Source organism: Vibrio sp. Evd11, from assembly GCF_900382755.1.
Taxonomy (GTDB): domain Bacteria; phylum Pseudomonadota; class Gammaproteobacteria; order Enterobacterales; family Vibrionaceae; genus Vibrio; species Vibrio lentus.
Map to the genome: position 1 here is coordinate 15989 of NZ_OSDX01000009.1, position 18668 is coordinate 34656.

The following is an 18668-nucleotide window of genomic DNA, read 5'->3' on the forward strand; positions in this document are numbered from 1 at the left end:
TCTATCCTAGATTTTTTTGAATATGATGGAGGTGTTGATCCCGCCAAAAGCAAAGTTGTTGCTCATCAGATATTCAACATCCAATTCGCGACCTGAGCCTGTGATGTAATCGAGCTTGCCGCACTGTTCGTCGATATTCTCAAGATTCAATGTTGGGCTGAACCAACCTGAATGCATCATCTCTAGGCTTAACCAAGCTTCAATCGCACCACATGCGCCAAGCGTATGACCAAAGTAGCTTTTCAATGAACTGATTGGCACTTCGCCAAAGATATTCGCGGTTGCGTTACTTTCTGCAATATCACCTTTTTCAGTCGCGGTACCGTGCGCAGAAACATAGCCAATTTTTTCAGCCGGAAGTTGCGCATCTTTTAACGCTTTTTCCATACAGATTTGCATGGTTTCCATCTGAGGTTGGGTCACATGGGCAGCATCGCAGTTGCTAGCAAAACCAATGATCTCAGCGTAGATCTTTGCGCCACGAGCGACGGCATGTTCATACTCTTCAAGAACAAGCGTACCAGCGCCTTCACCGATGACTAGACCATCGCGTTCACTGTCGTATGGGCTAGGGGATTTTTCTGGTGTGTCGTTTTTTAAACTGGTAGCAAAAAGGGTATCGAAAACGGCAGACTCAGTTGGGCATAGTTCTTCACCGCCACCGGCAACCATCACGGTTTGGTAGCCGTGTTTAATTGCTTCATAGGCGTAACCAATAGCTTGGCTTCCTGAAGTACAGGCACTGCTGGTGGGAATCACGCGACCGCGTAGGCCAAAGAACAATCCTACGTTGACCGCAGCGGTGTGTGGCATCATTTGAACGTAAGTGGTTGCTGTGATTGCTCGTGTCGATTTCTCGTTAAGCATCACGCCAAACGCGCCTACGGCATCAGTACTGCCAGTTGAAGAGCCGTAGGCAATGCCCGTTTCTCCGTTAGTTAGCACATCATGTCCAATCAACCCGGCTTGTGTTAAAGCATCTTCAGTCGCGACAGTGGCTAAGCGAGAAACCCGACCCATGCCTCGAACCTGTTTTCGTTTGTAGTGTTTTGGTAACTGGAAGTCATCAATAGGCGCAGCTAGCTTAGTGTTGAGGCCATCGTATTGCTCAAAGCTTGGCATATATTGAGTGGCATTTTCACACGCTTTCAGTTTTGGTTCGATGTGTTGCCAGTCGTTACCAAAGGCAGTAACACCAGACATGCCAGTTACAACAACGCGGCGGGTCATACTAAGCCTCCATTGACTGAAATTACTTGGCGAGTGACGTAGCCTGCAATATCGGACATTAGATAACTGACTAGGCCAGCGACTTCTTCTGGCTCGCCCATTCGGCGCAGTGGCACTTGAGGGATTGCATGATCTTTCACGTGTTCGTCAACCATACCGGTATCAATTAAACCTGGAGCGACACAGTTTACCGTGATCTTGCGTTTTGCGAGCTCTAAAGCTAGAGACTTAGTTGCGCCAATTACGCCCGCTTTTGCTGCAGCATAGTTGGTTTGACCACGGTTACCCATGATGCCAGATACCGACGCCAGAGTAACAATTCGACCGCCTTTACGCTTTTGAACCATTGGCATTACACAAGGGTGAAGTACGTTGTAGAAGCTGTCGAGATTGGTATGAATCACGCCATCCCACTCTTCTTCAGTCATGGCAGGGAAGGCCGTATCACGAGTAATGCCCGCGTTGTTTACTACACCATAGTAAGCGCCATGTTCAGCTATATCTGATTCAAGCGTTTCACGGCATTCACTGCGATTGCTGATATCGAATTGGATCAAACGCCCAGCGCCACCCAATTCAGTGATCGACTTTAGGGTATCTTCGGCACCTTGCTTGTCACCCATGTAATGAACGGCGATTTCAAATCCGTCTTTTGCGAGTTGAATAGCGATCGCTTTGCCAATGCCTTTACTGGCACCAGTGACTAAAACCTGACGGGTCATGATGGGCTCCTAGTTTTCATTTCTTGTAATTTTTCTTCAGTTGGCACATAGACATTGAGTTGGCATTGAGCGACCAACTCGCCTTGGTCTTCGACTCTGGCGGTAAACACGGCCATCCCACTGTCTTCCATCAATTGCTCGGCGTAGATATCAAGGGTCTGACCTTGAGTAAACTCATCACACAGTGACTTGTAACGGCGAGAACCCAGCAAGAAGCCGATCGGGGGAGTAGTGCCGCTTTTTAATGCGTGGTATCCAGACCACGCAGCAACAGATTGCGCCATAAACTCGATACCTACATAAGCCGGTACAGTTTGAGATTCGGCGTCAAAGAATAGGTTGTGTGCACCAATATTGACCTGACAGTGAATCGACAACGCCTCTACGTTGATAGCACGATCGATTAATATCATCGGATCATCATGTGGGAGGAGTTGGTCTACAGAAGGGATATCAGTCATTTACTACACCAAAAATCAGGCTAATGTTGTTGCCACCAAAAGCAAACGAGTTGCTTAAGATGTTCTTTACTTTAAGTTTCTGAGCACAGTTTACCAAATCAATCTCAATATCTTCAGCTTTATACTGACATTTTTGTAAGGGAAGCGGTAAGTCATATTTTAAAATATGCCATGCTATTGCTGCTTCTATCGCACTTGCGGCTCCAAGAGTATGCCCGGTGAGCGGCTTGGTGGAACTGACGGGAACCTTGTTTGCAAAAATACGATGAATGGCTTTGCTTTCCATTGAGTCATTGAGCGGCGTTGCGGTGCCATGAGCATTGATGTAACCGATATCTTCAGCTTGTAACTGTGCAGACTTTAACGCCTTTCTCATGGCTTGTTCGGCGCCGTTTCCATCTGGATGGGGCGCTGAAATATGGTGTGCGTCAGAGCTATCGCCACAGCCTAATAAGGCAATGTTCGACGTGTCTTGCGTTGTATTAACACCGGTTAACTTTGTTTTGCAGAGCAACATAAATGCGGCAGCTTCTCCGATGTTGATACCATCTCGAGAGGCGCTAAACGGCTTACAATGTTTGGTCGAAAGTGCTTCAAGGCCATGGAAGCCATTGAGTGTAAGCTTACATAAGGTATCGATACCTCCAACCAAAACAGCATCGGCCATGCCGGAATCTAACAGTCGTTGAGCGGTGAGAAATACACGACCACTTGATGAGCAAGCCGTCGAGATTGCATAACTTGGCCCCATTATCGCGCAGTATTGGCTGACGAACTCAGAAGTATTACCAAGCTCTTGTTTGGAATAATGGTAATCTTCGGGGAAAGAACCATGGTCAAGTTTGTGCTTAAAAGCCGCTTCGCCATCAGAAATCCCCGATGTGCTTGTGCCGATAACCACAGCAATTCTATCTGCGCCAAATTGTAATTTTGCTTGGTCGATAGAATCTTTGATTTGATCAAGAGCTGATAAAGCTAACTGATTATTGCGAGTAGCGTATTCAGCAAGGTACTGAGGAATTTCAGGCAGTTCTCCAACTACCTTACCAACGACAGTCGACTTGCCATCGTTCAGCATATCGTTCACTTCAACCATATTTGACTCGCGCACATCTTTTAGGCAGCTATGAATGTCAGCAACGCTTGAGCCTAATGCGGAGTGGAAACCACAGTCTTGGATATAAATAGGCATAATGTTCAGCTCTTACTTGGGTTATCGACAATCGTTGAATTCAACGTTTGAATGGTGATGGTGTAGCCTTGAATCAAATGCTTGAAAACAATATTGCCCGTGGTTTTTTGTGCTCCGGGCTCTGCTTGGTAATCAATTTCAATGATTGCCTGTTGGTTTTCATCAAACACCATGCGGCTGTTGTCTGTATCGACCAAATGCCAACCGATGCCTTGCAGAGGCTGAGCCCATGCTTCAATTGGCCATAGAGTCAGCATTAAATTAAATAACACCTGCTCAGGTTGCGGCAGGGTTGCGCCAAGACCGGATAGAACTTGAGTCTCAATGGCTTGATTCTGATATTGCAGCGATAAGATGCGCGTTCCCCAAGAGGAAAAGCCCGCTAACACGACTTTATCTGGTGTGACTTCGACTTGAACAGGCAGTTGCTGCGTATCATCTTGCCATGTTGCGCTGATCAGCTGGCTCGCCGTAAATGAGTATCCCAGTTCAGCAGGCAGCGGCAAGGCTAGCTCGGTGTCTTTGTCGATTGCGACACTTGCGCCTGTAGGCTGTTGAGACACCATCGAACAAGCGCTGAGTAATAAGCTCAATCCAACGGCGAGCGCTACCTTGATTGTTTTGTTCATCTAAAAGCCTCTCGAGAGTTTGATTTTTCCGCTGCTTGTTCGTTGTTGATTGCAAGTGGCGAAAGCAACCATGCGACGAAAATACCAGTCAGGACGGTAATACCGAAGCTATGAATGGCATGAGTTTGACTCAGTGACAGAAGACCAAATGAAAGCAATGTCGTGAGACCCGATAGGGTAATCGCCAATAGGGTACTCAGGGATTTCTTCTGCTCAGCAAAGAACAGGGTGTAGTCGATGCCAATCCCTAAAATTAGAATCAGGCCCAGCAGATTAAATAGGTTTAACGTTGAGCCTAAAATGCCCGTGATCGCTAAACCAGCGATTCCGGCAATTAACGATGGCAACAGCATTAACAGGCTTTGCTTTGCACCGTAGCGCCAACCTAACACCATCCCAATAGCGGCCAAAGCAATCAATAATAGCTCGGTGATCTTGACTCTGTATTCCGCAAAGAGAGCGGAGATTTCATCGGCTTTATTAAGGTATTTAACACCTTGTTGCTGAGCAAAGCTTGAATCGAGCCATTGAGAGAACTGTTCTGAATCTGTGACGTCTTTGATCAAAATGACCGACGCCGCTTGTCCATCGATCGGCTTTAACCAAAGTGGTCGAACAGGTTCTGACACAGGTGATTCTAAAAATCCAGATACCGTGATTGTCTCGAACTTAGGTAGCTCTGGAAAGCTAGGCCAACCAAGAGTGTTCTGTAAGATATGGCTTTGCTGGCTATAGAGTTGTTCAACCAATTGATAGTTATCACGTTGTTCTTGTTTGCTTAACAATTGTTGATTGATGCTGCGATATCCGGAGATACCTTGGCTATCGACCAAAGAATCTAAGCTTGTGGTGATCTCTGCCAGTTTTTTTAGCAGTTTTTGGTCGCTCTTGGCCGTCACCAGCAGCATATTTTGACCACTGCCTAATCCTGATATCTCAGTAATGGCTTGTTCTTGCTGTTTGAGTTTATCTGGCATCGCTTGAAGTTGACGAATATCGTCGTCGTAGCGAATTTGGCTGAGTGATATCAAACTAACGACAGTCACTATTAATGGTAAGCCAATTCTAAATTTTTGGTTGCTCCAGAGGCTTAACCAAGTATGCCAAAGCTTCGATAAGGGAAGAGGTCGTTCTTGGCTTGGTTTTGCCGCTAAAACCGGATACCAACACACCACACTGGCGTAAGCTGCGATCAGTCCAATCGACGAAAACAGAGCAAGTTGCTGCAATCCCGGGAAAGGTGCCACCAACAGACCTAGGTAGCCAATCAAGCTGGTGATCAGACCCAAGGTGATCGCAACGATAATATGTTTCAACCCTTTGTCGCTTTGCCATTGATTACCAGCCGCCAAACGATCGGTTAGGTAATGGAAAGAGTAGTCGATGGATACGCCAATCAAGCTGGCGCCAAACACCAAACTAAACAGGTGAACCTTGCCGAAGATAGCGACGGTGCTTGCCAGCGCGACCAATAAGCCGGTACTGATTGAAAGCAAAGACAAGGCAAGTGGGAGGGCGCTACGAAATGTCAGCCACACCAATAAAATTACACCGGCCAATGAGCCCAAACCAATGGTACTGATTTCTGATTTCGCGCTTTCGGTACCGTAATTGGCGTAGAACACCACACCGGTATGCTGCACTTTGACACCAAACTGCTTTTCGATCTGACGCTCAATTGAATCAAGATCAGGAAGTTGTTCTTGAATCACCAAACTATAAGGTGAGCCTGCCAGAGTCGCCGTCACCAAAATATGAACTCGGCCATTAGATTGAGCGGTGAGGTATCCCTCTTTCAGAACAAAGTTACTTGATTGAACGCCAACTGCACTGATGTAGTCGCGAAATAGCAGAAATGGGTCGAGAGATAGCTCTGCGGCAGTGACGCCTGAGAACGGATTGTACAGAGACTGAATGACATATTGAGCTCGTGAATCCGGCGAGTGTGTCAGCGTCTCTTTTTGTTGTTGGGTTAGAAGTTGAGCTCGGTGACGAAAATAGAAATCGCTCCACTGGCTTTGAGTACTGGCGTTGATTTTGCCTTGAACTTGCTTAAATAGAGTTGGCTGATTTGAGAAAGCTCTTTGGTTAAGTTTTTTTTCAAAAGCGTCAGTCGCTGTCATGGCTTGTTCGACGTCGGAGGCACTTATGATAAACACCACTTGCTCGCTCATCGAGCTGGATATCTGCTGAAAGGCTTGCTCTACCATGGGGTCTTGCTGGTTTTCTGGCAGCAATTTCATGATGTTGCTTTCAATGGGTACTGACGAAGAAAAAGCGAATTGTTTGATCAACAATCCGCTAAATAGCATTACGACAACAAGCCAAGCGAGGGCTAGGCTAGAATTGGAATTGTTGCGCTTCAGCATCTGATAATACTTCCGGTAGATGGCTTAACTGGCTAAATTCGATCACTGTGCTGTCCCCACGAACTTCTCTAAGTTCGATGCGTTCAATGTCACCTTGTCCTTGCAGTGTGATGGCTTCAAACACCGCGTTCATTGGTGCATTCTTTGGCTTTAGAGTGAGTGTCCATCGTGTGTCTTCTGAACTTGAGTTTGCACTTTCATCAGAATTTTTCGCAGTCGCTGGTTCAAATGACAGTGAGAATTGCTCTTGAAGTTTTTGCGTGTCTCCGTGAAACACTGACAAGAAGATATGACTGAAATAAAACGCCATTGGGTTTTCTTTATCAGTGATGATTTTAGCGGGTTGATCAGCAAACCTTTGGCTCAGTTTGTTATCGGTTAATACCAAATTCACAGGGAACGGCGTTGTTTGTGTCCATAGTAAGCCACTTGATTTGTCTAACAGGAACGTACCTTGTGATGTTAGAGGTTGGGCGAACATTTCCATGTTACGTGTTTGAGTAAACTCACCACGGACAATGCTATTTGCGCTTAATACTGTTTGCAGATCTGAAATAGAGCCAACCGTAGCTGTACTTTCATTAGCAATAGCAAAGCTACTCGCCATTATTGAGGCAAGCCCTAGTAGTGCGATGCTGATGTGCTTAAACAGACTCATGCTTCACCTGTTGCTGTGTGTTAGATACTTGAGATTGGTCTGATTGTTGGTCGCTTGGTTGCTTCTCAGTTGTTTGGGGTAAGTCGCCAAACTGGTGCCAGTGCTCGACTTTATCTGTAAACACTTTCGGTGAAGCGAAGCACATCTCTTGTTCTTCAATGGTCACCGCAACCTGCATTGTGTGGGCGCGTGTCATACGAGCGCCCGTGTTGGCATCGTGAATTTCGTAGTCAACACGCAGGCGGTTTTCCCACTCAGTTAACTTAGCCGATACCTTGATCTGATGATTGAACGGTATCGCCTTAATGTACTTTACACGCGTGTCGATGATCGGCCACATGTAGCCAGAATCCTTCATCTCATGATAGTTGTACTCAATCTTATCCATCATGATGCGCCTAACTTCTTCAAAAAATCGGAAGTAGTTGCCGTGATAGATGACGCCCATTGGGTCGGCATCTTGGAATGAGGTGATAAGCGTCACCTCTGATTGTAATGGATGAAGGATTTCAGACATAAATCGTTCTCAACAATATTGCGTAAAGGGTTGGCTACTTTATGAAGTTAGCTACTCTATGAGTAAAGTGACCAGTGCTTACTTTGAATACGAGCAATGAAGTGGCGTAGATCGCCTTCAAGTGGTCGATCTTCTACGATAAATTCAAACTCTTTGAGTACTTCGTCGCGAATGTGCTTTAGGTTTTCACTCATGTGGTGCTCATCAAGCTCATTGTGGCGTTTACGAAGCTCAAGCGCTTGTGTACCCGCCAGAAGTGACGCTGCTGCTACTTGTTCAGTCAGTTCAAGAACGCGTAAGCAGTCACGAGCCGCAATGGTGCCCATGCTGACTTTGTCTTGGTTGTGACACTCGGTTGAACGAGAGAACACGCTTGCTGGCATGGTGTGTTTCAATGCTTCTGCTGTCCAAGCTGAAACGCCAATCTGTACCGCTTTGAAACCGTGGTTGATTGGTTTACGTTCGCCTTCAGCACCCGTTAGGTTAAATGGCAAGCCGTTGTTGAACTTGTAATCCATCAACTGCGCCATTTGTCGATCAAGTAGGTCTGCAAGGTTGGCTACCGCTGTTTTTAGTGTATCCATTGCCATTGCGATATGGCCACCGTAGAAGTGTCCACCGTGCAGTACGCGCTCATTGTCGCCATCGATAATTGGGTTATCGTTAGCGCTGTTTAATTCGTTCTCAATCATTTGGCGTAGCCAAGGTAGAGAGTCTTGAACGACACCGATAACGTGCGGTGCACAACGGAGTGAGTAACGATCTTGTAAGCGATCACTGTTACGTGGCGGGCGATCCGCTTGTAAGTCATCACGTAGCCATGCAGCAACTTGCTGTTGGCCCGGATGAGGCTTCACTGCAAACAGTGCTTCATCGAAATGGAAATCGTTGCCTTGCATACCTACAGATACCATTGCCGTGATCTTAGTCGACAGCTGAGCTAGATATTCTGCACGTTTGTAGGCGATACAAGCCAGAGCCGTCATTACTGACGTGCCATTCATCAATGCTAAGCCTTCTTTTGGCTTAAGCTTGATAGGGTTAATTCCTAGCTCTTTGTAGACGTCACTAGTAGGGCGAACTTCGCCTTTGTAGATAACATCGCGCTCACCAATCAGTGCAGCCGCTAAGTAAGACAGCGGCGTTAAATCGCCACTGGCGCCAACCGATCCTTCTTGAGGAATACGCGGTGAGATATCTTGGTTGATCAGAGTAACGATCTGGTTGAGCAAATCGTGAGTCACACCAGATACACCTTGTGACAATGAACAAAGGCGCGTTGCTAATACTGCACGAGATTGTTCGTGAGACAGTATTTCGCCTAAACCACAGCCGTGAAAGCGCGTTAGATGCAATGGTAATTCATCAACAAGGTTTGGCGGAATCGCAACGGTACATGAGTCACCGTAGCCCGTTGTCACACCATAGATCACGCCTTCTTCTTTCAATAGGCGTTCTAAAAAAGCGACACCACGGTCGATTTTCGATGTGAAGGCTTCACTTGAGTTCATCGAGGCTTTTGCGCCTTGTGAGATAGCGACAACATCCTCAATCGTGAGGCGTTCGGCACCAAAGGTGATGCTATTTGGATTCTTTTTCGTCATGGTGCTTGCTCAATGTCCAAAAATTAAAAAAGTTGTACCACTGAAGCGGTGCTTTCAGTGTGTAGTGCTCAAGTCGATTTACGTATTTTTGCACGACTTGCTGTAAAGATTGTTCGCGAGTCTTTCTTGGTAGTTCTATCTTGTCGCTAAAATGCTCGAAATAGACATTAAAATGCGGCTTAGATTGTGAGTCGTCACGTAGCCCAAATAATAGGAATACTGGCGCTTTGAGAACCGAGGCTAACATAAATGGACCTTGAGGGAAGGGTGCTTCCTTACCTAAGAACTCAGCCCATACGGAACGGCTCTCTTTGCTGGTGGAGGTTCTATCGCCAACAATCACAATCCACTCGCCTTGCTCCAACTTCTGTTGCAACAAGATAGCGGTGTCTGGCCCCATTGAAGTTACTTGAATCAGGTTTAAATCAGACTGCGGGTTGACCGCTTTCATCACTGAATTAAAACGTTCAGCGTGCTCTGTGAACACCAGCGCATTGATTTTGATGTTCGAGTGTCTGCGGCCTAAAGCGCGGCATAATTCTATATTGCCAAGGTGAGATCCTAGAATCAGCACACCTTGTTGGTTTTCCACCATGCTTTCAAATTGGTCTTGGCCATGAATCGTCAAGTTATCTACCGAGAAATCGCCTTTCCATGCCGCTAACTTGTCTAGCATGGTATGGCCAAACGAGAGCAGGTGGTTATAGCTGGTTAGCTCAGCGGGTAACTCTATGTTCTGTTGTTCAGCGTATGCCTTAAGCTGAAATAGGTACTGTTCAGATGCGTTTCGCGCGCGCTTACCCGTTAGATGGTAGTAACGCATCACACCACGCAAAATAAGATTAAATACGCCTCGGCCTAGCAAGGTATAAACAGCCAATAATAGTTTGATGCCTAATACTGTGCCGCGCTCTTGAGTGCGAGACCAATGGGGCTGTTCTGACTCGTTTTTGTTTGATTCAGCCAAGGAATCTTGGTTTGGCCCATTTTTAGCAGAATCGGATTTGAATTGGCGAGCAATCAATTTTGGTGCTCTCGGCAGCATGCCAAAGAACAGTCTCGTGTGCATCCAGCTGATTTTTACGTTATCCCACAGCGCATCGAAATGAGATATGCCGTTTTCTGGGTATATAACGCGTGTTTCAACGAAATCAATATCGCAGCCTTCCCAATACAAGCGAACCAGAATCTCGATATCGAAGTCCATTCGAGACCCAACATCGTATTTATTCAATACGGTTTGCGTCTTATCGATTGGATACGCTCTGAAGCCACACATGCTGTCTTTAATCGATAGAGATAGAGTTTCTATCCATACCCAGATGTGCGTCGCGTAGCGCCCGTAGAGCCTTGCTTTAGGCACGCTCTCGTCGTAGACAGGCTGGCCTGATATCAGACGTTGTGGCTTAGCTTGTGAGGCCTCAACTAATGCTGGCAAGGCTTCAAGGTCGTGTTGCCCGTCAGCATCAATTTGAATGGCATGACTAAAGCCGAGCTCTTGTGCTCGCTTGATGCCAGCCTTTACTGCGCCGCCTTTGCCTTGGTTCTGTTCAAGTGTCACCAAGGTTACGTTTGAGTTCTCTGCAAGGGGAGCCAGAAACTGTTTTGTGGTGAGTTCACTGCCATCGTCGACGATGATGATCGGCAACTCAAAGTGATGGAGTGACGACACCACAGCAGGCATGGTTGCGCCGTGGTTAAAGCACGGGATTAGGAAGCAAGCTTTGTAGTTGCTTTCTTTTAGAGTTTGTTGAGAAACAGCCTCGATGGGAGCGCTATTCACTTTTCTCTCCCAGCTTCATTTTGCCTGAAGAGTGGGTCTGATCACCGTTGTTTGAGGTGTAATTAAAGCTCAGTTTGTCTTTGTCAGCGTCCCACTTTAATGACAACTGAATAGTCGAGTCTGGCAGGATCGGTTCTTGGAATTTGATGACTTCCATGCCTTTAAAGAAACCAGGGACACTCAGTTCTTGGACTGCGTAGTGAAGTGCCCAATCAATCTGTGTAACACCCGGAAGAATAGGGAAGCTCTTGAAATGCCCCTTAAAATCGGTGATGTCTCCAGTAATATGGAGTGTCAGGGTCGATTCTTTCTCTGCAGTGTCAACAGCAATGACGTTTGGTTTTCTCTTATCCATAGCGTGTGCTTAGAATCCTTGGGCTGAAAATGGGTGTTCTGACAAAAATATAAAAAGATAATCTCAGTGTAAAATACGATCAGCGGTTTCTATGATTTTATTAGCTGTTCGATATGAGAGGTTAGTCGCTTGCCTTGGCTGTTGAGTGGAATCTCATCAACAATGCGATACTTTCTTGGGATAGCAATCGGTTCTAACCACTTTCTAAGTTCTGACCGTAGCATCAACCAGAACTTACCTTTACTCATGGTGGCGAGTTTCGCTTGGCCTTCCTCTGATAATACCAAAACCGACGCCAAGATTAAGCGCTCCGGCTCTTCAAATGGAATGACGACACATTCGCTTATCCAAGGTAGTTGCTCAAGTCGCTTTTCGACTTCAACCAGTGATACTCGTTTTTCTTCTATCTTGATCACTCGGTCGGTTCGGCCTTTCAATATAAATTGATTCTCCGAGACCATTTCGCACTCATCGGCGGTTTGATACCAGTTATTGTTATCGATGTAGGGCGACAATAACTTAATGCAATTCTCACTGTTGAGACTTGCCTCAATACAGTCAAAAAGTTGCCAAGGTGTTTGAGCGCTTTCTTGCTGGCGAAATGCGATGCCACCAGTTTCTGTGCTGCCAAAAACCTCAATAGGTAAATGACCAAGCAGATTCTGTGATTGGTGAGCCGATTCAGTGGGTAACGGTCCACCTGAAGAGAACACACCAGCAAGCTGCGCGGTATTGGTCTCATGCTTTAATCGTTTGAGTAGAGCAGGGCTGCTGATCAGCACACAGTTTTTATTGGCGTGAGAAAGGATCTGCTCAGGGTACTCAAGGTTGCTTCGAGCAAATGGAACACCAGAGCATAGTGGCCATAAGATTCTAAACAGCAAACCATAGATATGTTGATGCGAAACCGTGCTGTGAACTCGATTACCTTTGATCAACTCTCCCCAGTTCTTATCTAGCTGAGCCGTTTCAATATCTAGGTGTTCTAGTGTTTTATTGATTGCCTTCGGCGTACCGCTTGAACCTGAAGTAAATAGGGTCAATTGGATTACTGCTAAATCAATGGCGGGAAGATTATCGGTTAGAGGCTCTCGTGTTTCGGTGTCTAATAAGGTTTGGATATTGCGAACTTCACTTACTTCCACTGCACCAATCGCATCATCGACCAACAGACAGTCAAAATGTTCACTCAGCTCGGCAAGCGCACAAGGTTGATAGTTACCTGGCAAAATGATGTGTTTGCGGCTGACTGCGCACGCTAAAAAGGCCACCGAAAATAGGTAGCTGTCTTGGGTACAAATCGCGACTCGTTGAAAAGGGGGTGAAGATAAAAGGTGTACGAGTCGAGATAAGTCGTCGTTAAATGTTTGCCACGTAATCTCGCTATTGTCGTCAAAGCAGACAATAGAATCAGGCGATCTGTTCTGACTGAGAAGTTCAGACAAGGAAGTGTAAGAGACGGTTTGGGTCATAACAATTTAACTCTGACGAATGCGCTGTCTTACTACCCACTCTCCTGCAAAAAGTAACCCGGCGAATACATAGCTGAGTAAGCCATTGTATAGGGTCCATATTTCAAGAGGTTGGAAGCAGGTGTAAAGAGCGATAGAGCCATTGATAACAAAGAACAGGCACCAAACTTTGGTAACTTTTCGCGTGTAATCAACGCCACTTTGCGGAAGTTCAGGCTCTTGGAGACGAGCAAGACGCTCGATAATTGTTTGAGGTTGCCATAGGCTTGAAGCGAATACAGCCAACATACAAACATTAACGATGACGGGATAATAGGTTAACCAGCCATGCTGCTTGAAGGTTAATCCTAGTGCCAGCAGAACAATTCCGGCACTTCCACTGATCCAAGCTAAGTGTTTTAGCTCTTTGATTTTAGCCTGACCGCCAGTGAAAATGCGGACAGCAAAGATAGCGGCTAAGACGATACCAACGGTTTGTAGGCCAAACTTGTTGAGTCCAAAGTAAACCGCTATTGGATAAGTGAAAAGTATGATTGCCGACAGTAAAGTCAGCAGAGGACGCATTATGCGTCCTTCAATAGTTCAACCACAGACTCCACAACGTCATTAACGGTGCGTACTGCTTTGAACTCTTCAGGTTTGATCTTCTTACCTGTGACGTTCTGTAAGTGAACGACCAAATCAACAGCATCAATGCTGTCTAGGTCTAGATCGAGATAAAGGTGTGCTTCAGGAGTGATATCTTCAGCATCAAGCTCAAACAGCTCAATAAGCGCATCTTTAACCTGGTTGTATACTTCTTGTTGGTTAGCTTGTGTCATAAAGATCTGTCTAGTTGTTCGTTTGAGAAGAGATGTAATTCGCTAGATTTTCAACCGACGAGAAGTGCTGTCGAGTGTTTGAATCATCGGCATCGATAACAATGTTGTACTTTTTCTTGATAGCAAGGCCAAGCTCAAGTGCATCAATAGAATCTAGTCCAAGTCCATCACCAAATAGTGGAGCTTCTGTTTCAATTTCATCAATGCTCATGTCTTCAAGGTTCAATGCGTCGATGATCAGTTGTTTCAGTTCGTTGTGTAATGTTTCCACTTTGGCCTACTTAATGCTTTATCTAAATGCTGCTTTAAGGGGGCGATTCTACATTATGCGATGTATTTTCGAAATGCTGATATCGCCTGTTGTTTATTGATTTGCTAAATGTTTTCTTCGGAAGGGAAAATAGTATGTGCAAGATGATGATTAAGGCGTCTTGCTGCCGAAGTTAAGTTATTTGCATTCTCAATAAATGGTGCGACTTCTATTTTACCTTTCACCGCGATATGAAAAAAGGGTTTCGTAGCAGGAACTTGATACCATTTTTTCTCTTTCGTTAAGAATGTCGGAGAAACCGTAATATGAATCACGCGTAAATCGGTTTGTGTTCGAGTGGCAATTTGTGCCGCACCACGTTGTAAGGATGGTTCAATTCCCGGCGTTGTGCGAGTGCCTTCTGGAAAAACCAGTAGTACATTGCCACGTGAAAAGCGTTCATCACAACGTTCTAAAAGATCGTCAGGTGCTTGATTGGGTATGTAACCCGCCGCTTTAACAATCCTTTTCATAAACGGGTTTTCCCATATTGCCGCTTTGACGAGGCAATCACATTGAGGAAGTTGAGAGGCGATCAGGACATAGTCGATTAAGCTCGGATGGTTGGCAACGATGATGCAATTACGATCTTCACGTAGCCGTTCGGCACCATCAATTCGATAATCAATCGCACCAGTGAACTTCATGATCTGGCAAAACGCATTGAATGAGAAGCGAATCAGTCGTTGAGCCTTAAGCTCTCTTTGAATGGTGTTTGATGTGGTGAACGCGATCGACGGCAAGATCAAAAAGCTGAGAACTAAGCCACCTAAACCGAATATGGTGAAGCAAAGCCCTGTCGCGAATACTCGCCAATATTGGTCGACCTTACTCATTCTTGAGTTCCAGGTTTCGCGTTGTTTACCCACGCCCAAGCTTGGTGTTTGCCTGTAATCGCCCAACGCTGCGTACCCAGTAGAATATGTTGTAGTGTTTGTAGACCTTGTGGCAAATCAGTCGTTGACCTGTCGTTAGCTATGGGGCTACTAGCTATTGAGTTGCTAGTGGTTGTTCTCGACATTGAGTATTCATTACCTGCTGTGATCACTAAACCCAGAGCATAATCGGCATAGTGCTGAGTTTCGTATTCTTGATAAAGCTCAGGCAGCGGTTGGTCAAAGTCGATAACTAACACACGATGCGATGGGTATTGGTGAAGGTAAAGATAAGCTTCAATCAGCGCGTTATGGAAAGTATCTTGCCCTGCGGCGATTGAGGTCAGTGGAATCGGTGCTTTCGCGGCAATGGTGGTTAGGCCCGCTGCGGTATTATGTACCGACTGCGAGAACGCCATTGGAGAGGCATCGTCACCTTCGAGTATCGACTGAATCAATGTGGCGGTTCGGTGTAGCTCACCATGTCGGCTGGCAAAAACCAGATAATCAATCGAGGTGTCTTTTAATAAGGTTAACGCGGTTTGGACGGCAAGCTTACTTTGCAGGCTCATTCGGCGGCGCATCATCGGCGGGATAGCTTTAAATTCAGTTGAGCCATCTTGTGGCCAATCTAAATTCTTGCTCCATGTTTGCCATTCGGCATCAGAATTGAGCCCCGCAGAATTTGCAGACCATTTCTCAATATTAAACGACATTAATTGGGATTGATTTGACATAGAGTATTGATTTGCTTTGGGTCTAACTAAATACTACGCGTGCTTATAAATAAACACAGATAAGGAATTTAAATGAAATTACTAAAAATAGCCGTTTCAATGTTATTCATATTCGTTCTTGCAGGGTGTGGACGTGTCCAACCTGTAATGAATGTTGAGGATACTCCAGTTGCACTTAATCTTCAAAGCAAACAGGTGAAATCAGCTATTTATGAGTCAGCTGAGAATCGAGGCTGGTTGGTTTCAGAAATAAAGCCTGGCTTGATTCGTGCGGAACTGTATGTTCGTTCACACCATGCGGTGGTTGAAATTCCTTATAGTGACAAGTTTTACTCTATTCTTTACGTTGAATCAGAGAATTTGAAGTATGACGATGGTGAAATACACCGTAATTACAACCGTTGGGTTAATAACTTAAACGTTGATATTAAACGTAAGCTTGCACAAATGGCTGCTGAGTAACCCTCTATTATTTTAAAGTTAGGTTTTTCGTGTCGGAATATAAATTAGATCCATTCAATGCATTAGAAGCAAAAACAGAAGCGCAAAAGTTGTCTTTTGCTCCAATTGTTTTTCACACTGCTCGTACACTTCGTGATTTAGGTATTTTAAAGGCCTTAGATGGTGCGGGTAACGATGGTTTACCAGCTGAGTCTATCTCTGAATTAACCGGCGTATCTGAGTACGGCGTGAAAGTGTTACTCGATATGGCGTTGAGTGCTCATATTGTTACGTGGGAAAAGCCTAACTACAAAATGGCTAACCTTGGCTTCTATCTTTTGCATGATGGCATGACTAACGCAAACATGGATTTTACTGCCGATGTTTGTTACGCCGCGATGATGCATCTAACTGAAGCGATTGAAGAAGGTACACCTGCGGGTTTGAAAGAGCTGGGTGACTGGGAAACTATTTACCAAGGCTTGTCTCAATTGCCAGAAAAAGCAAAAGAGAGCTGGTTCAAGTTTGATCACTTCTATTCAGATCGTTCGCTCCCTGTTTTGCTTGAGAAAGTCTTCAGTAAGAAACCTAAATCGCTGGTGGATATTGGCGGTAACACGGGTAAGTGGGCGATGCAGTGCTGCAATCACGACTCAGATGTTGAGATAACGATTGTCGACTTGCCACAACAACTCGAAATGGCAATGGCAAATGCAACGCAACATGGCCATCAAGGCCGAGTGACGCCATTTCCAGCCAACATGCTCGATAAACAACAAGCGTTGCCGACAGGCGCGGATGTGTGGTGGATGAGCCAGTTCCTTGATTGCTTCTCGCCAATGGAAATTCTGAGCATATTAAAGCGTGTTCGCTCTCATATGTCAGAAGAGGCGACGGTCTATATCCTTGAACTGTTTTGGGATGCACAGAAATACGATGCGGCTTCTTATAGCTTAAACGCGACCTCTCTTTACTTCACTTGCTTGGCCAACGGCAACAGCCGTTTTTACCGCAGTGAAGATTTCTTAGAGATCGTTGAAGAAGCTGGCTTTGAAGTGGTGACCCGTACCGACGATATCGGCCTTGGTCATACGCTTCTTGAATTGAAAGCTGGCGCGCAATAAAAAATAACAAACATGGCTTAAATTAATGAAAAAACTGTCAACTCAAGTAGTGATCATCGGAGCTGGGCCATCAGGGTCTATTGCCGCGTCTTTGCTTCATAAAAAAGGCATCGATGTTCGAGTGATTGAAAAGAGCCTTTTCCCGCGCTTTTCTATTGGTGAAAGCCTATTACCTGCTTGCATGGAAGTGATTGAACAAGCTGGGATGAGCGAAGCGGTGGCTGACGCTAATTTCCAATTTAAAGATGGTGCTGCTTTTCGTAAAAATGGTGTGTACACCGCGTTTAATTTTGAAGATAAGTTCTCTGCTGGGCCGGGAACCACGTTTCAGGTTCAACGAGGCGCCTTTGATAAGGTGTTAGCAGACACTGCCGAGGCGCAAGGTGTTGCCATTGATTATCAACATGAGTTGATGGGCATTAACTTCACTGAAGACAGTACCATTTTAGACGTACAAGTGCTTGATGGAGAACGCTATCAGCTAGAAGCGCAATATGTGCTGGATGGTAGTGGCTTTGGTCGCGTGTTACCGAAGATGCTTGATTTAGAAGAGCCATCATCGCTTCCTCCACGCAAAGCTATTTTTACGCACATTAACGATCATATTTCAGCGACGGAGACAGACCTTGAATATGACCGCAACAAAATTTTAATCTCGGTGCACCCAACCAACCCTGATGTTTGGTATTGGTTGATCCCGTTTAGTAACGGTGTGTCTTCGTTTGGTATTGTCGGAGAGCCTAAGTTCTTTGAATCATACCCAGAAGACAAGATTGCCGCGATTAAGCAACTGGCAACAGAAGAGCCGGGTTTGGCTGAGATACTGGCCAATGCTGAGTATCCGAACCCTGCGGGCGAGATCGGTGGTTATTCTGCCAACGTAAAACACCTTGCAACAGACAAATACGCGCTATTAGGCAATGCCGGTGAGTTCCTTGATCCTGTATTTTCATCAGGCGTGACGATTGCGATGAAGTCGGCTCAGTTTGCGGTTGAGTGCGTTGAAAAGCAGCTCAATGGTGAGAAGGTTGATTGGGACCGTGATTATGCGGATCCGCTGATGGTTGGTGTAAACACCTTTAGAACGTATGTTGAAGGGTGGTACTCAGGTACCTTACAGGATGTGATTGTTTATCAAGATCCCAACCCTAAGATTAAGCAGATGGTGTGCTCAATTTTGGCTGGCTACGCATGGGATCAAACCAATCCTTATGTGAAAGAGTCGAAGCGTCGATTGACGACACTGGCAGAGATATGCCGAAGCTAGGTGGTCGATTTAGGGTGTAGCCACATGATGAAGTACCACGATGACTAGTCTATAAATCAAAACAGCCGCAATGCGGCTGTTTTTGTATCTGATAAATAGGG

20 protein-coding genes are annotated in these 18668 nt (G+C 45.6%); 3 read left to right on the forward strand and 17 right to left on the reverse strand.

Features of this window, described 5'->3' with window-relative positions:
* Positions 1 to 6: 6 nt before the first annotated feature.
* The 17 genes from ED652_RS05670 to ED652_RS05750 form a co-directional block, all read right to left on the reverse strand.
* The gene (locus tag ED652_RS05670) at positions 7 to 1230 is read right to left on the reverse strand and encodes a beta-ketoacyl-ACP synthase (protein WP_122053804.1); all 1224 of its coding nucleotides are present in this window, start codon (positions 1228 to 1230) and stop codon (positions 7 to 9) included.
* Positions 1227 to 1952, reverse strand: coding sequence for a 3-ketoacyl-ACP reductase FabG2 (locus ED652_RS05675; RefSeq protein WP_122053805.1), 726 nt, complete (start codon positions 1950 to 1952; stop codon positions 1227 to 1229). The genes ED652_RS05670 and ED652_RS05675 overlap by 4 nt, the downstream gene beginning before the upstream one ends.
* Positions 1949 to 2413 (reverse strand): hotdog family protein, encoded by a 465-nt coding sequence (locus ED652_RS05680; RefSeq protein WP_122053806.1) that lies wholly within the window; start codon positions 2411 to 2413, stop codon positions 1949 to 1951. The genes ED652_RS05675 and ED652_RS05680 overlap by 4 nt, the downstream gene beginning before the upstream one ends.
* Positions 2406 to 3605 (reverse strand): beta-ketoacyl-[acyl-carrier-protein] synthase family protein, encoded by a 1200-nt coding sequence (locus ED652_RS05685; protein ID WP_122053807.1) that lies wholly within the window; start codon positions 3603 to 3605, stop codon positions 2406 to 2408. The genes ED652_RS05680 and ED652_RS05685 overlap by 8 nt, the downstream gene beginning before the upstream one ends.
* A 5-nt stretch (positions 3606 to 3610) precedes the next feature.
* Positions 3611 to 4234 (reverse strand): DUF3261 domain-containing protein, encoded by a 624-nt coding sequence (locus ED652_RS05690; RefSeq protein WP_122053808.1) that lies wholly within the window; start codon positions 4232 to 4234, stop codon positions 3611 to 3613.
* Complete coding sequence (locus ED652_RS05695; protein ID WP_122053809.1) at positions 4231 to 6603, reverse strand: MMPL family transporter; 2373 nt, start codon at positions 6601 to 6603, stop codon at positions 4231 to 4233. Before ED652_RS05695 ends, ED652_RS05690 begins: the two co-directional genes overlap by 4 nt.
* Positions 6575 to 7261 (reverse strand): outer membrane lipoprotein carrier protein LolA, encoded by a 687-nt coding sequence (locus ED652_RS05700; RefSeq protein WP_122053810.1) that lies wholly within the window; start codon positions 7259 to 7261, stop codon positions 6575 to 6577. The genes ED652_RS05695 and ED652_RS05700 overlap by 29 nt, the downstream gene beginning before the upstream one ends.
* Entirely contained in the window at positions 7248 to 7778 is a 531-nt protein-coding gene (locus tag ED652_RS05705; protein ID WP_102327902.1) for a thioesterase family protein, read from the reverse strand. Before ED652_RS05705 ends, ED652_RS05700 begins: the two co-directional genes overlap by 14 nt.
* Before the next feature lie 56 nt (positions 7779 to 7834).
* Positions 7835 to 9382, reverse strand: coding sequence for a histidine ammonia-lyase (gene hutH / locus ED652_RS05710; RefSeq protein ID WP_122053811.1), 1548 nt, complete (start codon positions 9380 to 9382; stop codon positions 7835 to 7837).
* On the reverse strand, positions 9360 to 11165 hold the full coding sequence (locus ED652_RS05715; protein WP_122053812.1) for a glycosyltransferase: 1806 nt from the start codon (positions 11163 to 11165) through the stop codon (positions 9360 to 9362). The genes hutH and ED652_RS05715 overlap by 23 nt, the downstream gene beginning before the upstream one ends.
* A complete protein-coding gene (locus tag ED652_RS05720) occupies positions 11158 to 11520 on the reverse strand; it encodes a 3-hydroxyacyl-ACP dehydratase (RefSeq protein WP_122053813.1) in 363 nt (120 codons plus the stop codon). Before ED652_RS05720 ends, ED652_RS05715 begins: the two co-directional genes overlap by 8 nt.
* An 89-nt stretch (positions 11521 to 11609) precedes the next feature.
* A complete protein-coding gene (locus ED652_RS05725; RefSeq protein ID WP_122053814.1) occupies positions 11610 to 12992 on the reverse strand; it encodes an AMP-binding protein in 1383 nt (460 codons plus the stop codon).
* 6 nt (positions 12993 to 12998) lie between these two features.
* Entirely contained in the window at positions 12999 to 13556 is a 558-nt protein-coding gene (locus tag ED652_RS05730) for a septation protein IspZ (protein WP_017110150.1), read from the reverse strand.
* The gene (locus ED652_RS05735; protein ID WP_004739745.1) at positions 13556 to 13813 is read right to left on the reverse strand and encodes an acyl carrier protein; all 258 of its coding nucleotides are present in this window, start codon (positions 13811 to 13813) and stop codon (positions 13556 to 13558) included. The genes ED652_RS05730 and ED652_RS05735 overlap by 1 nt, the downstream gene beginning before the upstream one ends.
* A 10-nt stretch (positions 13814 to 13823) precedes the next feature.
* Positions 13824 to 14084 (reverse strand): phosphopantetheine-binding protein, encoded by a 261-nt coding sequence (locus ED652_RS05740; RefSeq protein ID WP_017106334.1) that lies wholly within the window; start codon positions 14082 to 14084, stop codon positions 13824 to 13826.
* Between the two features lie 104 nt (positions 14085 to 14188).
* Positions 14189 to 14959 carry a 1-acyl-sn-glycerol-3-phosphate acyltransferase gene (locus ED652_RS05745; RefSeq protein ID WP_122053815.1) on the reverse strand — a complete coding sequence of 257 codons (771 nt, stop codon included), beginning with the start codon at positions 14957 to 14959 and terminating at the stop codon, positions 14189 to 14191.
* Positions 14956 to 15735, reverse strand: coding sequence for a beta-ketoacyl synthase chain length factor (locus ED652_RS05750; protein WP_174214616.1), 780 nt, complete (start codon positions 15733 to 15735; stop codon positions 14956 to 14958). The genes ED652_RS05745 and ED652_RS05750 overlap by 4 nt, the downstream gene beginning before the upstream one ends.
* 72 nt (positions 15736 to 15807) lie before the next feature.
* Between ED652_RS05750 and ED652_RS05755 the strand changes: the two genes are divergently transcribed.
* From ED652_RS05755 to ED652_RS05765, 3 genes are read left to right on the forward strand one after another with little or no spacing between them, the layout of a single operon-like run.
* Complete coding sequence (locus ED652_RS05755; protein ID WP_019824137.1) at positions 15808 to 16197, forward strand: hypothetical protein; 390 nt, start codon at positions 15808 to 15810, stop codon at positions 16195 to 16197.
* 29 nt (positions 16198 to 16226) lie between these two features.
* Entirely contained in the window at positions 16227 to 17300 is a 1074-nt protein-coding gene (locus tag ED652_RS05760; RefSeq protein WP_122053816.1) for a methyltransferase, read from the forward strand.
* 25 nt (positions 17301 to 17325) lie between these two features.
* Positions 17326 to 18567, forward strand: coding sequence for an NAD(P)/FAD-dependent oxidoreductase (locus ED652_RS05765; RefSeq protein ID WP_102485992.1), 1242 nt, complete (start codon positions 17326 to 17328; stop codon positions 18565 to 18567).
* Positions 18568 to 18668 lie beyond the last annotated feature (101 nt).